Consider the following 14,201-nt stretch of genomic DNA (forward strand, 5'->3'; position numbering starts at 1 on the left):
AATCTTCACGTAATCTTGAGTAAACTGACAAGGAAATCTAGGGGATATATGTCACCCTAATCAAATTAAAGGAAACTTTAATGAAATCTTTACTATATGTTTACTAAAACTTGATCCACCCCCAATGTCAATTTGTAAATTTTTGTGACAAAGATCATGGTTAATCTCTCCCCTCTGACCCCTATTCCGGTCTATTCTCCCTCTGGGGCTAGTGAACTAAGGAACTTCGTCAAGTGTAGTGGGATCAGTGACCAATTACCAATTACCAATTACCAATTACCAATTACCAATTACCAATTACCAATTACCAATTACCCTCAATCATTGCATGAATCAGCAACGCCCTCCCTCTTGTTGATCGTCTTGGCTTTATGAAGTCATAGAGATTGCGATAGTTGAACATCGGAGGTGGCCTCAGGGAAAGGCAACCACGAGATTGACTGATCTGTTAGGTTAATACCCCGTGGAAGTGTTAAAATCAACCATCATCTGTCTTTTTACTAACCTATTCCTATGAGGCGGTTAAGACAACTCTTCCAAAAACTTAGAGATGCAGCCAAAGATGAGAATTTCTTATACGGGCTAAATCTGTTCGAGGGGTTTGTTTCCAAAGTTCTCTCTTTGGTGATGGTGGTGGTAATTTTGGTTGCACTTAGGAGCCTAGTTATCTCACTATTTAAAGAAATAACTAATCCAGAAGCAATAGTTTTGAGCAAAACACTTTTCAAAATATTTGGACTGTTTCTAAATATTCTTATTGCACTAGAAATTTTAGAGAATATAACCGCTTATTTGCGAAAACATGTTATTCAACTTGAGTTAGTTGTTGTTACGTCTTTAATTGCCGTTGCCCGTAAAATTATTATTCTTGACCTTAAAACTACTTCTGGAAGCCAGGTAATTGGATTAGCAATTGCAATTATATCTCTATCAATTAGTTACTGGATTATCCGCAGTACTAGCACAAGAAAACTTCATTAATGAATAAGTTTGAGAAGACTATGACTAATTTTTTTCAATTTGAAGCGGATTTTGTGGATTCCTTACGGTGTATTCCTATGCAAGTGCGGATGAAATTAGACACTTGCGGCATCAAACTGAAACTGAGCCACTGGCATCAGTTTAATCAACACGAGCGTCAGCAACTGGTAGAGATACCCTGCACTACGACTGAGTCAATCCAAAAGTATGGAGACTATGTTCAACACCTAGTTATAAACTATACAGGAAAACCGGCTTCTAATTTACCTGTTGACCCCCAAGCTCCCTGGATGAATTCTCAGGTAATTCCATCTACCGTGGCGGAAAAAGCTATGGAATTGGGAGTTGTAGTAACTACTCAACAGTGGGCAGAACTAACTCCTATCCAACGTTTTGCCCTGATTAAACTGACGCGCCCTAGTCATGAAAACAAAAACTTTTTACCAGCACTCAAGGAATTCCAATTAGTTTTTGTTAACCGTTAACCTACCCAACAAGGGACGCCTACGGCGAACACCGTTCAACAAACTCAGACCAAGTCAAATATGTCCCTTAAATCTGGATTAGCTTAACTGCTAGAAGTACCTACCTGATCTACCACCACCTGATCTCGACAAGACAGGTTAAGGGGTTTCTGTATTAGCTCTCGCATTTGATCAAGATTATCTAAGGCTGAATTAAGCTGGCTTTGACGTAATTCTGAGGATAGGTTAGATTGCTTAAGTAGGTTCTCTAGAATAGCTTGAATAGTGTTGAGCAGGATACACAGTTGATAATCTTGACTGGTACCCAAGTTACTATTGGGGTAATTGAAAGCCTCACACTGTTGGGAAGTATTTAATCCTTGACCCTCTATCGGTTGTGACAAAATCACGGTTAGTTCTCTGTTTTGGTCTCTGTTTTGGTCTGTATTGGGTGGCTCTGATTTATGATTAACACTATCTCCTGATAAAGCGATCGCATTTTCTGGCACCTCCCCAAACTCCTCACCAGGGGTAATCGCTTTGTGCCATTTGTTAACGGATTCTTTGGCTGGGTCTAATTGCTCAACGGTTTGCTGCAATGTCTCCACAATCCCATACATTTCCATTGGGTCAAACACTCGCAGCAGGGTTGTTTGGGTCACAATACCGATTCCTTTACCCCAATTCCAAGACACCACCAATCGCCGCACACGACGCTTTTGCATTTCCTGATGAGCTGTCCATAGAGAATCCTCAGGACTCAGGAGAAATAGAGGTGTACTCATTACATCCTGAGCCTGGACTTTAGACAAATTCAGCTTGAGAGACTGAAATTGGACAATATCCCGCTCTGTGACAATCCCCACTGGCATACAGATATCCTCTCCATGGTCGGAGGTAATGACCACACAACTAACTCGGTGCTTATTCATGAGTCGGGCTAAACTCAATACTGAGACAGTTGGAAGGGCATTAACCACCTGGGGGGTCATTACTTCTGATACCCGCCGTAACTTGAGCAGATTGGCTGGTCGCAATACCTGGCGAATTCGCTCTGGTGAAACAACACCCACTAGCTGACCGTGATCATCCACAATTGGTAAGTGGCGAATCCGATACCGACGAAATATGAATAAGGCGGCAAAGATATCCTGACACGAAGTTTGAGGAAACGTGATCACCGGCTGTGCCATCACCTCAGCTACTGTTACCTCTTGAAAGTTAATGCCATTAGCCGTGAGCCGGACAATATCGCGCTCAGTAAAGATTCCCAGCAACTTGTCTGAGTGCATTACCAAAACGCAGCTAGACCGTGGCTCACGAATGCTGAGCTGGTCTGATGGTGAGTATAAATTGGGCAATGAACAACTTTTGCCTCCCTCCTGACTCATCAAAGCAATTACGTCGATTAGGAGGGTGTCAGGAGCAACGATCAAAGGCTGATGATCTATTGCCTCTTCTAGGGTTGGGGCGCAGATAAGTCGATCGTTGAGTTGCATAATTAATTTGATACGTGAACTTCCGTGACCTACGACCGCCGCCAACCGCTACACACTATGGCGCTGGTGTATTTACTGAGCCTGGGTTTTTTTAGAGGGATGTTACGGACAAATCCCGCAAATCCAGAAATAATATGCACATAACTTGTATAAAGGTATATAATAAATAGATGTTACAGCAAAATCATCTTTAACCCTTATATGACATAGCTTTTGGCTTTTAGAGGTTGCCAGGGATACTGGGACTTTCACCATTTGGGCTTAGGGGCAAATAATTAGGCATTGCTGACCTAGCTTGGCAATTGTCCGATGGGATTGTCTGATGGAATTGTCCGATCAGGTTCCCTGGCTTATCTAACGTTCTGTTTAAGGTGTTCTAACTACTTTACCAGCTTGGAGCTTACTGATTTACTTACTGATTTAAGTTCCCTTGACTGGGGTTTTGAGGCAAACTAGACACCCTAGGGGTTCTACCGTATAGCCGGTCTAAAACCCGCTTAACCGAGATCCGTTTCCACTGCTGACCACGCTTGGTTGTATAGCCATGGTGATTGAGCCAGTTAGCGATTTGTTGTAATGACTTGCCCGATTTATGGTGACGGCGAATTAACTCAATTACATGCTGTTCTTGGGGATCATCCACTAACTCACCATTTAGGGCGCGTTGACCGAAGGCCGGTGAACCATAACCTGCATAGCCACCCATAGTTGCCTTCGCTTGTCTACCTTGGTTTAGCCTTTCGATCAGGCTATCCCTTTCTAATTCCTCAGCAGCCATAATTTAATGCATCAAGCAACTTCATATAACCATGGTAAACCAAACTATAGCCTTAGCCATCCTGGTTATTACAGCTATTCAAACCGATTAACCGCCCTTCTTTATTAAAGGAAGATAAAAGGGGTAACCATCTTGACGGTTATTGACTTTTTACCCTTTACCGTTGACTATAAATTTGTGGTAGTTTTAAAAAATTTCAAGAATATATCATGAGTACAGTTGCTTACATCAAAGACAGTGAATTTGATGCACTTTTAACCTCTGAAGTTCCAGTTGTCGTTGATTTTACAGCCCCTTGGTGTGGTCCATGTCGTAAAATTGGTCCTTTAATGGATAAACTTTCTGAAGAGTACAAAGATCGCGTTAAGGTAGTAAAAATCGATATTGATGCCGACAAAGCTACTGCAAAAAAATACAGTATCCGCAGTATTCCTGCGGTGCTGATTTTTAAGGGCGGTGAAGTGGTAGAAACTATTGTAGGAGTTGCTGACTATGAAAAATTTACTGCCGCACTTGAACAGCAACTTTAGGTTTAATTAAAAACAGAAAAATTTAAAAAAATGGCTCTCCCGGATCTGTGGTTTAAAACGTATCAAAAGGCACAATATTGGCAATCAACGTGGCTGTAACTGGCAGAATTACGTGATATAAGCTTGCCTTATCACCGCCAAGCCGGGAGAGCAAAAAAAATTTCTTAATTCTGAGTTTAAGTCTGACTTATTTCCTTCAAGCCATGACATGTAAATGAGGAGAATCGGCAATGGAGACAACTCAATCAGTCCGATGTCCCAACTGTGGGAATATGGCTCAACGTCACTACTTAATCGGTTCTGAAGCATCACATTATGCTTGTGCTGGAGACCAGGTCACCAAAACTGAATGCTCAGTTTGTGACTATTTAATGGTAATGTGTTCTGTCAGCGGTAATGTGATCGAAGCTTACGCACCAGGTAGACAAGTTATATCTAATTCGGGCAAATTTCCCGAAGTAGTGCATAGAGAAACTCCTGCTTTTATAGAAGTAGGCATGAATCGCCATCACAGGTTAGTGGCTAGTAGGAAATATCAATTAACTACTGTAGGGTAAAAAAGATAGCTTAAACAAGAGCTGCTATCCCCTACTAACTACCTTTAACAGCTATCCTTAGCTAGAAAGCCATGGGGATAAAATTAATACCTGCATTGTTGATTCACCTCACTACCTGACAATTGTTTGTTGAGTTGTTAGAAAGAGTCAGGACGTACGCAAAACTGGGTACCAAAATCTAGAAAATATCTAAAAAATAGATAAGTAGTATGATGTGTTATTAACGCACCATAAAGATACAGTTACTGCGTAAGTCCTGGAAATATTTTCACATTTTCACGGAGATAGGAATTATGATGAAAGCTGAAGAGATTATGACCACAGACGTAGTTACCATTAGCGGCTTAGCGACAATTGCTGAAGCTGTGGAGCTAATGAAGGATAAGGGACTGCGTGCTTTGATTGTCGAACGCCGTAATGATAATGACCCTTATGGGATTGTCACTGAGACAGACATAATCTACAAAGTAGCAGCCTACGGTAAAGACCCTAAGGAAATGCGTGTCTATGAGATTATGACCAAACCCTGTATTGTGGTGAATCCTGAGTTGGGTGTGGAATATGTAGCGCGATTGTTTGCCAATACCCGTACCCGTAGAGCTCCAGTCGTAAAGGGCAAATTACTGGGTATTATTTCCATCAGCGATATCCTTAAAAAAAGTGATTTCGTGGAGAAGCCAAAAAGCAATTTTGAGCTTTACTGCGAAGAGAATCCCAGCGCACTAGAGGCAAGGATTTATGATGATTAATCTAGGTGAAAGATTTAACTATAGGTGTTCTTAGGTTGATGAGGTACACAGTTTGTTTGATTACCAATTATTGGTGAAAAAGTTCACTAAAATCCTTATCTTGTGTACCTCACATATTTGATGAACTAAAAGGTGCTTTTACTATCGAGAATACTGCTGAATTGTGGCTTGAGCTCTGGCATAGGTGGAAGTACCTTTAGGAATTTGTTTCAAATAATCCAAAGCCTTAGTGTAGTTCTTTAAAACAGCTTGGTTATAAGCCATCTTTGAGAGATACTTAGCCCGAATTTCTTGCTTAGCGGTATAGTCAACAATTTTTGACTGAGCCTTAGGATAGGCATCGGTATCTTTAGGAATTTTTTTCAAATATACCAATGCACTGGTAAAGTCTTGCTGAGCAGCTCGATTGTATGCCTGCTGAAGAAGGAAGTTTGCTTTTATGTTTCGCTTTTGAGTGTACTCCGGAATTTTTTGTTGAATTGTAGCGTAGGCTTTTGTTCCCTTTGGGATTTGTTTAAATGTGTTGAGTGCACCAGTAAAGTCTTTCTCGATAGCCTGCTTATAAGCTTGCTCTAGTAACTGGTAAGCTTCCTTCTCAAGACTGGCTTGAGCTTGGCTGACCATAGGTTGTATTTGCCGTTGCCAGAAGACAATATTAGGAATCTGACTAGCCTGCTCAACTACCTCTACCCATTTCTGTTGCTCAAAGGCGGTTTTGATCTGGGGGAATAGGGCTTTGGCATCTTGCCAATCTCTTTTCCACTGAGCGATCGCATTTTGAGCATCTTGATAGTTTTCACTATCTTCCGGTATCGATTTTACCAGCTTCAGCGCTGCGTCTAAATCCCCTTGCTGGTACTTTTCCTCAGCCTGTGCTAGCTTAGTTTCTGCCTGGTTGCCACCCGATGAGAACAAGAAGCCTCCAGCTACTACTAACAAGGCTACAGATGCGGAAACTCCCATGGCGGTGAGATTAAGTCCACTAGACCTTCTGGTAGGAATAGTAGGCACAGAGGGATAATAAATGTCTTCTGTTTCCTCTGTTTCCTCTGTTTCCTCTGTTTCCTCTGTTTCCTCTGTTTCCTCTGTTTCAAGAGTCTCTGGTTCAATTGGCTCACCCAGATTATCGTCAGTTTTTTGTTTGTAGGGGTTTGGGGATGTTGGTGGTGCTGAAGACATTGGTAAGTTTATAGATGGTTTAGAACTAGTTAAGGAATGGAGTGCCTCCAAAACCTGATCAGCAGACTGGTAACGGTCTTTGAAGTAATAGCGCACCATCTGCTGAATAATGCCAGCGAAATCTTTAGTGACTGTGGCGTAGTCCTGCCAAAGGGCTTCTCCGGTTAATGGGTCTTCTTCTAGGTGTATGGGTTTGAGTCCTGTGAGTGCCTCAATGGCAATCATCCCTACAGCATATAGGTCACTACAGGGACGAGGTTTACCGAGAATTTGCTCTGTTGGTATATACCCGAATGCCCCCAAAGCCGCTATGGCACTAAATTGAACACCAACTAATGGTGTCCGTACCTGCTTAATACCGCTAAAGTCAGTTAAAACTAATTTGCTATCGTCTGATCGTCTGATCAGATTGTCTGGCTTGATATCACCATGAATCACCCCTTGACCATGGACAAATGCCAAAATCTCTAAAACCTCTTGTAGCAGATTGATTACTCTGCTTTCACTCCAGGGTTGATTGAGTTCCTCACTCAGGGGTCGTCCAGGGATGAAATCTTGAACTATGTAGAAGCTATGGTCAATTTCTAGGCAATCTAAAATTTTGGCAACTTGGTCATGCTGACAGATAATCTCCAAAATTTTAGTTTCACGATGAAATATATCTTTTGCAGCTTGCCAGGAGTCAGGGTCATCAGTAACAGGACGGAATTGTCTAACAATACATTCGGGATTTCCGGGTCGGTAAGTGTCTAACGCAATACAAGTTTGACCCCAGCTCACACGGTTAAGGATGTCAATAACTTGATAACGTCCATTGATTAACTGTTCTGGTCCTGCTCCTGGGCTAAACGCTAATCTAGACATACGCTTCTTACTAACCGCTTACGTTGATGTTTCCTGTGAAAGTGTTGATGGTGCTTCAGAGCAAGGAGAGCAATAGGCCGAAGGTGCCGAAGGTGCCGAAGAATGGAAGAATAAAGTATTTCTGATCTCCGTGATCTGAGCTATCTCCGGTATCTGCCCGTCAGACTAGATACTATTGAGCAGATTAAACAGCCCTAGGGGGGGACACAGAGTAGAGACGGTAGAATTTGCCAATAGTTTCAGATCAGCCATCACGAATGCCTCAGATCCGTTAGAGACTCCTCAAGAAAAGTCACACTTAATGTATTATTCAGGCATCAGCTACTCGATCCGGATGGTCAGAAACAAGCTCTGTGCAAAGGGCTGATGGGATAATGGATTAATGGGATAATTGGGTGATATGTAGTATTCTTTTTTCGATGTTATATTGTTGTTTGCCCTTTTGCCTTTATGCTGGAGAAGGGGCGATAGTAACATAAGCATGACCATTCATCAAAAACAATCAATCCAAATTGCTGTTGTTGGAGACATTCATCAACTGTGGGAAGCGGAAGATGCTATAGCTCTTGAGCAGTTGGGTGTGGATCTGGTCTTATTTGTCGGGGATTTCGGCAATGAGGCGGTGGATATAGTCCAGATGATAGCTGCTATTGACCTACCCAAGGCGGTGATTATGGGAAACCATGATGCTTGGTATACTGCCTCGGAATGGGGAAGGAAAAAGTGTCCTTATGACCATGAAGTAGAAGATAGGGTACAGCAACAGTTGGACTTACTGGGGTCAACCCATGTGGGTTATGGTTACCTTGACTTCCCAGATTTAAATCTCTCTGTAGTTGGTGCTCGCCCTTACAGTTGGGGCGGGCAGAGTTGGCGAAATAAGAAGTTTTACAGGGAACAGTATGGCATTAATAGCTTTTCTGAATCCGTTGAACGCATTTTAGCAGCAGTGCGTAGTGCGGCTTACGAAACGGTAATCTTGATCGGTCATAATGGTCCGACGGGACTAGGTGAGCAAGCAGAAGCTCCCTGTGGTAAAGACTGGTATCCTACTGGTGGTGATCATGGGGACCCGGATTTGGAAGATGCGATCGCAAAAACCTATTCCTTGGGTAAAAACATTCCCTTAGTCACCTTTGGTCATATGCACCATATCCTCAAGCACACCAAAGACCGACTACGAACTAGAATTGTTACTAGTCCGGAAGGGACTGTATACTTAAATGCAGCCAGTGTCCCTCGAATTATCGAAACCGATACAGACCGATTGCGGAATTTTTCGATAGTGTCTCTCAAAGGCGGTATAGTGGATAAAGTCTCCCTGGTCTGGGTGGGTAAGGATTACTCGGTGGTATCTAAAGAATTGCTTTATGAGGCTTCTGAGGCTTTACTGGTATAAAAAAAAGTTTTATAACTTTGTTTTATAACTTTGTATAGATGGTCGCCATCCTGGCCAAGGATTGTTAATATAGATTTGCCTGGAGAGGTGGCAGAGTGGTCGATTGCACTCGACTTGAAATCGAGCGAGCCGAAAGGCTCCGGGAGTTCGAATCTCCCCCTCTCCGTTTTGAATTTGTTTACAGAAAAAAGTTGAGGGTTGACGGTCAACCCTCAACTTTTTTCCGTTGATGCAAAGCGCGAGTAGGGAAGGTAGGTTTAATTAGGTTCAGTTGGTAGGCACTGCCCACCCTACGATTCATGACAATGGTGCAAGATCTCAGTTTATGTAGGTTTAGTTGGCTGCATTGCCGATAAATCCCATTACTAGGCTGTCCGGAGCCAGGAAATGACTCAAATGATAAGCCCGTTCTTCAGTCTTGAGCAAGATTTTCTCATAAAGATAGCGGGTGGCTCGATCGCCCAGGCTTTCTGTTTGAGCAGCTTGACTGCGTACTAACTGAATGATTGACTGCTCAGCTGCTAAGTCATGCTCTACCATCTGGCGAGAGTTGTAAACTCCATCAGATTCAGGAGTGAAGCAGCACAATTCAGCTAATTTGGCAAAACTAGTAGCTGGAATTCCTCCTAGTCCATTCAAACGCTCTCCTAAGTCATGGACATGCTCTTGAGCATCGTCGTAGCTTTCTTCAAAGAATTTATGCAAGGAGTAAAACTCTGCTCCTTCCACAACAAAGTGGTGCTTTTGATATTGCAGGTACAACCCTTGGAAGCTGGCTAAAGCTATGTTTAATCCTTCACAAACTGGGGTGGTAACGTTTTTTTCCAGCAAAATTGGATTGTCAGCAATTTCACCAAAGGAGCGTAGTAGACCCTGAGTTGTAGACATAATAGTGTTCACCTCTTGTTTTCATTAAGTGTGCCTTATTGCCAGGCTATTAAGTAGGCTAACACATCTAATCTTATTTAACCTAGACTCCCAAATGTCGCTAACAACACAATTTTTAACTTTTCCAGAAGCTCTATTGAGGATGATTTGTGATAAATTAGTTGAGATAGATTATCGATTACTATCGAATCCGTGAACGGGATTTGTTTTGGTAAAATCTGCTTAAACCCAGGACATTCTAAAGATTGAGTGCATAAGGATGGCAATTTTTAAGGTTGATTAAAGAAAAACAGTTTTCCTAGAGGTAAATAACTATGTCTAAGTTGAAAGAGCCAGTCTCAGAGTTCAGTGTAGTAGGACAGTTATTAGACTTTGTCATTAAAGATGGCTATAAAATCAAGTATTTAAGAATTACTGTTTCAAATATCGAATATTGGATTAAGTTATCTAAACCTCTGAGAAAGAGCTTGGATCCAGCGATTATCCCTGGGGCGTGGATTGAGGTGAGTGGCACCAGCAAACTAAAGCGCAAAACTCGAAAACTTATACTTAAAGCCTATGAGGTGAGCCTTGCTGCTCCCCCCCACCAGCAGCCAACAACTGTTTTGGCAACCAAAATTCCCAGCCGGAAAGCGAGTATTTTAGTTTGTCAGAAATCTAGTTGTCGGAAACGGGGGGGTCAAGCGGTGTGTAATGCGATCGCATCGAGTTTAAAGGACCATGGTTTAGAAGACCAAGTCAAGATTAGAGAAACTGGCTGCCTCAAACAGTGCAAACATGGTCCCAACCTGGTGATGATGCCAGACAAAGCTCGCTACAGCGAAGTGGCTCCTCAGCAAATTCCCACCCTGATCGAACGACACTTTGTCTGACTTGTGCACACACTAATGCACACACTGACTGCTAATCCAGTACAGTTGCGCGACCGGGGAGTGTCAAATTTTTCGATAAATGTCTTCTGAGTCAGCATTCAAGTAGGGACGCCACAATTCAATTCCAAACTGGGAGAACTGTTCTTGTATAGAGTTCATCCGACCTTCTGGAGAATCGTTACCGTTTTGCCAAACTTCTAGTAAGCCATTAGCAACTATTTGCCAACGGTTCATCCCGAAACTTTCTTCAGCCGTAAATTTATGGACTGGTTCCTCTGATAGAGCCAGTCCTGGTGCTAGCTGCTTGGTAAATAGAGGTACTTCCATCTCAAAATGGGATTGGTGTTGAGCATAAACACTCTCAAGGATGGGATGGACTGTCTCATAATTGCTCTTCTCAAAGCAGAGAACCCCTGAATCGTAGCGGTCGTAGTTAGCGGGGTCATCTACCACCTTAAAGGTAAAGGGAATGGTAATTTCATTGAGTTGCTCGGTGATCGCTGTGATGAGAGCAACTGCACCTTCGGGACTGAGATTAAAATAGACGTTCACTATCTGGTAGTCACGATCTCGAATGTTCTGATGGACTGGACCAGCATTGACTCGACCAGCATTCCCAACCGCGACATAGAATCCGTGTTCAACTAGATTAGGAGGCATTCGGATAGCGACTAAGGTACCGACAGTAGCAGATTGAGCTCCTGGTGGTAAGTAATACTCAGGTCTGATGTGTAAGGTCAGACCATTCTTGTGTACAGCCAACTTGCCATCACTCTCCTCCCTGATTACCAACCAACCTGGTTCAAAGTAACCAGTCCCAGTATTACTTTCGTACAGCTGCTGGTAAAACTCCAAGTTGAGCCCCATCACAGTATTGTTTTCTACATTTGGGTGAAGCGGTAAATCAGTTGAATTGGCTTGAGCTGATTCTGTGCTTTTATCGAAACCGTTGTCATAGATGTCGTACAGAAAACTCAGCAGTTGCAGGCTCAGATACTTATTCTGGATCTCCACAGGTAGTTGCTGAACCCGGTCTAGCATCTCAGCTGAAAGTTCCAGGGGTTTGTAATCTGGATGACTAATACAGAAGTTAGGTTGAATCTGAAGGTTGCTAACGATATCTTCTAGAATATCTAGCTCTCGCGCAACAGCAGAATCAGGAGAAGAATCAGGTAGTTGATTTCGCAAAGAATTTAGTAATGGCATGATCAACCAGTTGGCACTCAAAATACTCACATGACTTACGCAACTGCCCCCGTTGGTCCCCCAATTCTGGGGGACTTTGACATCATTACCCCCCAATTTTGGGGGGCAGGGGGGCGCAATCCACTTAACCGCGTAAGTCCTGATTCAGACCAATTGTCCTGTCGGTCTGCAACAAATTGTTCTTTTTACTAATGATCCGAAAATAAGATGTTGCATCCAATTATAGAAAGGGGATTAGGCGGGAATCGGGCTAAGATCAGTTAATTCAGAGGCTGTTGTCCCAAAAACAATGGGGATTGAATCGTCCGGATTGCATAACAAACGTTTAGCCACCTGAACCATACAGACTCCTGTGTTACCAAAAATTTTCCGGTACTCGATCCTTGTCTGAATTTTTTCAATCAAGATAAAACCAGTAAATTGTATAACTCGTCTTAAAAAATTAGGACTACGCTGAAGTATTTCTGGAAAGTAATCAAAATAAGCGTTAGTGAGAGCAACAAGGCTTGGTTGAATTACCTCAAGGGGAATTTTAGCTAAGCGTAAAGCAGTTTGAACATCAATACTTCTGTTAACCGTTAAGCTACTTAGCCAAATGGTTAGGTAGTTAGCAATAATCGTAGCTAAATCAAATGCTGGATCTGACCAAGTGAACCTCTCCCAATCAATCAGTCGCAGAATATTCCTAGCTTCAGACTGCGGGTTTGAGAGGGTTTGCTCCCACTCAAGTTGGACTAAAACGTTGCTCAGCTTTAGGTCATTGTGGGTCAAACAGCAAGGCTGCCAAGCTCTGTTAAGTTCTGCGATCGCTTGCCCGATGCTCTCATGGCGCTGATAAAGTTTAAAAAATTCAATCCCATCTGCACAAAAAATTGCAAAAATTTCTGGTCCAATTCCTTCTAGCCCATGAAGCAAGTTAGGGGTTTGCTCAAGGAACTCTTTTCCATTGGAAGCAAAGAAGTCTTTATATTCCTTACGGTCTAGAGTGGTGCGATGGATTGTAGCAATACTAGCTCCGAGCTGGGCTGCGATCCCAGTGGGAAAAACCTCCTTTTGATCATAAAAATTTGTTAAGTCGCAATAGTCATTGAGATAGTTAAAAACAATAATAGAGCAACTGGGATCAAAATGAATTGGCTCCGATATTAGGGGACGAATTGCGATCAGTTCAGGAAAGTTTTGTAAAAACTCCTGAATTCGCCATTCGTTATGCAACTCACCTAAGGTGTTTCCTTCTCGATTATGAGGCTCTTGCTTAACCAAAAGATGGCGACCATTGGAAAAACTGACTAGCAAATTAAAGTTTTTACAGGATATTGGTTTAATCTGGATTTTATCTTGATCGCTTTGCTTACAAATACCCTGTTCAACTAGATATTCGAAAACGTTTTGATAGCTTAATAAAAATGTCATTATAATTATTATAATTACCAGATTTACTATCCGGCAATACTTGAGGCTATTGCTTATAAAAAACTGATGTAATATAATCGTAATTATCAGTTATTTTATGAAATTTTAGGAGTCATAAATTACGCAGTAAATCTACCTATATGGTGTGTTATTAAACCCTACTAGTTATCGATTTTGGTGCCCATTTTTGCGTAAGTTGTGGGAGAAAAATGTCCCCAACATATGACTCCTAAAATCCCTATACCCTAGTAATGAAAAGGACTTTATCCATTTATTCAGGGGAACTGAACTCTATATGGCCTAATGCACTGGTCTACAATTGTGTGGAAAGAAGCCATAGGGATGTGGAAAGAAAAAGCCCCCTTTGCTGGGTTTGAACTTGCTGGGTTTGAAGCGGCTGGATTTGGAGCGGCTGGGTTTGAACCGGCTGGATTTAAAACCCTTGCTACTTTTACTGCCAAAGAAAAAGCCACCCTTGTTTTTTTTGCCGCCGCCTTCTATACCCTTGAGTTCATCTTCGGTTACCTCTTTCATGAACTCATGGAATCCTTCAGACTCCGAAAACAGAGCTGAACCAGCAGGAGGCAGATCAGAAATTGAGAAGTTACTCATGTTACAATCTCCAATAGTAGACAATTGGGGAAAATAAGCACTTCTATTAATTAGCTAATATGTTGCCTGCGACTACCTTTTGTTAATAGGTACTAGTTAATGGGGTATGGAGAATACTAATCCAACTACCAATGACCAATTACCAATGATCAATTACCAATGATCAATTACCAATTAAGCATCTATAGCATTATTTTCGCTAATTGATAT

Annotated in this window: 15 protein-coding genes and 1 tRNA gene; 10 read left to right on the forward strand and 6 right to left on the reverse strand. The window is 42.2% G+C overall.

Features of this window, described 5'->3' with window-relative positions; all coding sequences use genetic code 11:
- The first annotated feature begins 156 nt into the window (after positions 1–156).
- The 3 genes from BJP34_RS45915 to BJP34_RS00550 all read left to right on the forward strand — a co-directional run bounded on the left by BJP34_RS45915 (position 157) and on the right by BJP34_RS00550 (position 1,466).
- Positions 157–375 carry a hypothetical protein gene (locus BJP34_RS45915; protein ID WP_083304928.1) on the forward strand — a complete coding sequence of 73 codons (219 nt, stop codon included), beginning with the start codon at positions 157–159 and terminating at the stop codon, positions 373–375.
- A gap of 138 nt (positions 376–513) precedes the next feature.
- Complete coding sequence (locus tag BJP34_RS00545; protein WP_070390645.1) at positions 514–981, forward strand: phosphate-starvation-inducible PsiE family protein; 468 nt, start codon at positions 514–516, stop codon at positions 979–981.
- Between the two features lie 20 nt (positions 982–1,001).
- A complete protein-coding gene (locus tag BJP34_RS00550) occupies positions 1,002–1,466 on the forward strand; it encodes a nitrate reductase associated protein (protein WP_070396420.1) in 465 nt (154 codons plus the stop codon).
- 83 nt (positions 1,467–1,549) lie between these two features.
- Here the strand turns inward: BJP34_RS00550 and BJP34_RS00555 are convergent, their stop codons facing one another.
- Both BJP34_RS00555 and BJP34_RS00560 read right to left on the reverse strand, forming a co-directional pair.
- Positions 1,550–2,944 carry a CBS domain-containing protein gene (locus tag BJP34_RS00555; protein WP_070390646.1) on the reverse strand — a complete coding sequence of 465 codons (1,395 nt, stop codon included), beginning with the start codon at positions 2,942–2,944 and terminating at the stop codon, positions 1,550–1,552.
- A gap of 412 nt (positions 2,945–3,356) precedes the next feature.
- A complete protein-coding gene (locus tag BJP34_RS00560) occupies positions 3,357–3,722 on the reverse strand; it encodes a recombinase family protein (protein ID WP_070390647.1) in 366 nt (121 codons plus the stop codon).
- A gap of 209 nt (positions 3,723–3,931) precedes the next feature.
- Here BJP34_RS00560 and trxA point away from each other — a divergent pair, with 209 nt between their 5' ends.
- From trxA to BJP34_RS00575, 3 genes are all read left to right on the forward strand, one after another.
- A complete protein-coding gene (gene trxA / locus BJP34_RS00565) occupies positions 3,932–4,252 on the forward strand; it encodes a thioredoxin (RefSeq protein ID WP_070390648.1) in 321 nt (106 codons plus the stop codon).
- 230 nt (positions 4,253–4,482) lie between these two features.
- Positions 4,483–4,809 carry a hypothetical protein gene (locus BJP34_RS49920; RefSeq protein ID WP_070390649.1) on the forward strand — a complete coding sequence of 109 codons (327 nt, stop codon included), beginning with the start codon at positions 4,483–4,485 and terminating at the stop codon, positions 4,807–4,809.
- A 293-nt stretch (positions 4,810–5,102) separates the two neighbouring features.
- A complete protein-coding gene (locus BJP34_RS00575; protein ID WP_070390650.1) occupies positions 5,103–5,558 on the forward strand; it encodes a CBS domain-containing protein in 456 nt (151 codons plus the stop codon).
- A gap of 141 nt (positions 5,559–5,699) precedes the next feature.
- On the opposite strand, the gene BJP34_RS00580 is transcribed toward BJP34_RS00575, so the two are convergent.
- A complete protein-coding gene (locus BJP34_RS00580) occupies positions 5,700–7,601 on the reverse strand; it encodes a protein kinase domain-containing protein (RefSeq protein WP_070390651.1) in 1,902 nt (633 codons plus the stop codon).
- A gap of 481 nt (positions 7,602–8,082) precedes the next feature.
- On the opposite strand from BJP34_RS00580, the gene BJP34_RS00585 reads away from it, so the two are divergent.
- A complete protein-coding gene (locus BJP34_RS00585) occupies positions 8,083–9,000 on the forward strand; it encodes a TIGR04168 family protein (protein ID WP_070390652.1) in 918 nt (305 codons plus the stop codon).
- A gap of 81 nt (positions 9,001–9,081) precedes the next feature.
- Positions 9,082–9,166 (forward strand) — tRNA-Ser (locus BJP34_RS00590).
- A gap of 167 nt (positions 9,167–9,333) precedes the next feature.
- On the opposite strand, the gene BJP34_RS00595 is transcribed toward BJP34_RS00590, so the two are convergent.
- The gene (locus tag BJP34_RS00595) at positions 9,334–9,888 is read right to left on the reverse strand and encodes a Dps family protein (RefSeq protein ID WP_070390653.1); all 555 of its coding nucleotides are present in this window, start codon (positions 9,886–9,888) and stop codon (positions 9,334–9,336) included.
- Positions 9,889–10,202: 314 nt separating this feature from the next.
- Here BJP34_RS00595 and BJP34_RS00600 point away from each other — a divergent pair, with 314 nt between their 5' ends.
- A complete protein-coding gene (locus tag BJP34_RS00600) occupies positions 10,203–10,760 on the forward strand; it encodes a (2Fe-2S) ferredoxin domain-containing protein (protein ID WP_070390654.1) in 558 nt (185 codons plus the stop codon).
- 63 nt (positions 10,761–10,823) lie between these two features.
- Here the strand turns inward: BJP34_RS00600 and BJP34_RS00605 are convergent, their stop codons facing one another.
- Both BJP34_RS00605 and BJP34_RS00610 read right to left on the reverse strand, forming a co-directional pair.
- Positions 10,824–11,966, reverse strand: a complete 1,143-nt coding sequence (locus BJP34_RS00605) for a T3SS effector HopA1 family protein (RefSeq protein ID WP_070396421.1) — start codon at positions 11,964–11,966, stop codon at positions 10,824–10,826.
- A gap of 234 nt (positions 11,967–12,200) precedes the next feature.
- On the reverse strand, positions 12,201–13,379 hold the full coding sequence (locus BJP34_RS00610; protein ID WP_070390655.1) for a phosphotransferase family protein: 1,179 nt from the start codon (positions 13,377–13,379) through the stop codon (positions 12,201–12,203).
- A 303-nt stretch (positions 13,380–13,682) separates the two neighbouring features.
- Between BJP34_RS00610 and BJP34_RS00615 the strand changes: the two genes are divergently transcribed.
- Positions 13,683–13,952, forward strand: a complete 270-nt coding sequence (locus BJP34_RS00615) for a hypothetical protein (RefSeq protein WP_070390656.1) — start codon at positions 13,683–13,685, stop codon at positions 13,950–13,952.
- Positions 13,953–14,201 lie beyond the last annotated feature (249 nt).

Source organism: Moorena producens PAL-8-15-08-1, assembly GCF_001767235.1.
In the GTDB taxonomy this organism is placed as follows: Bacteria; Cyanobacteriota; Cyanobacteriia; order Cyanobacteriales; family Coleofasciculaceae; genus Moorena; species Moorena producens_A.

Excerpts from the sequence above, each read along its gene's own strand:
- trxA (WP_070390648.1), top strand. The coding sequence starts at position 3,932 with ATGAGTACAGTTGCTTACATCAAAGACAGTGAATTTGATGCACTTTTA.
- BJP34_RS00580 (WP_070390651.1), bottom strand. The coding sequence starts at position 7,601 with ATGTCTAGATTAGCGTTTAGCCCAGGAGCAGGACCAGAACAGTTAATC.
- BJP34_RS00585 (WP_070390652.1), top strand. The coding sequence starts at position 8,083 with ATGACCATTCATCAAAAACAATCAATCCAAATTGCTGTTGTTGGAGAC.
- BJP34_RS49920 (WP_070390649.1), top strand. The coding sequence starts at position 4,483 with ATGGAGACAACTCAATCAGTCCGATGTCCCAACTGTGGGAATATGGCT.
- BJP34_RS00605 (WP_070396421.1), bottom strand. The coding sequence starts at position 11,966 with ATGCCATTACTAAATTCTTTGCGAAATCAACTACCTGATTCTTCTCCT.
- BJP34_RS00555 (WP_070390646.1), bottom strand. The coding sequence starts at position 2,944 with ATGCAACTCAACGATCGACTTATCTGCGCCCCAACCCTAGAAGAGGCA.
- BJP34_RS00615 (WP_070390656.1), top strand. The coding sequence starts at position 13,683 with ATGCACTGGTCTACAATTGTGTGGAAAGAAGCCATAGGGATGTGGAAA.
- BJP34_RS00610 (WP_070390655.1), bottom strand. The coding sequence starts at position 13,379 with ATGACATTTTTATTAAGCTATCAAAACGTTTTCGAATATCTAGTTGAA.
- BJP34_RS00550 (WP_070396420.1), top strand. The coding sequence starts at position 1,002 with ATGACTAATTTTTTTCAATTTGAAGCGGATTTTGTGGATTCCTTACGG.
- BJP34_RS00575 (WP_070390650.1), top strand. The coding sequence starts at position 5,103 with ATGATGAAAGCTGAAGAGATTATGACCACAGACGTAGTTACCATTAGC.
- BJP34_RS00595 (WP_070390653.1), bottom strand. The coding sequence starts at position 9,888 with ATGTCTACAACTCAGGGTCTACTACGCTCCTTTGGTGAAATTGCTGAC.
- BJP34_RS00600 (WP_070390654.1), top strand. The coding sequence starts at position 10,203 with ATGTCTAAGTTGAAAGAGCCAGTCTCAGAGTTCAGTGTAGTAGGACAG.
- BJP34_RS45915 (WP_083304928.1), top strand. The coding sequence starts at position 157 with ATGGTTAATCTCTCCCCTCTGACCCCTATTCCGGTCTATTCTCCCTCT.
- BJP34_RS00560 (WP_070390647.1), bottom strand. The coding sequence starts at position 3,722 with ATGGCTGCTGAGGAATTAGAAAGGGATAGCCTGATCGAAAGGCTAAAC.
- BJP34_RS00545 (WP_070390645.1), top strand. The coding sequence starts at position 514 with ATGAGGCGGTTAAGACAACTCTTCCAAAAACTTAGAGATGCAGCCAAA.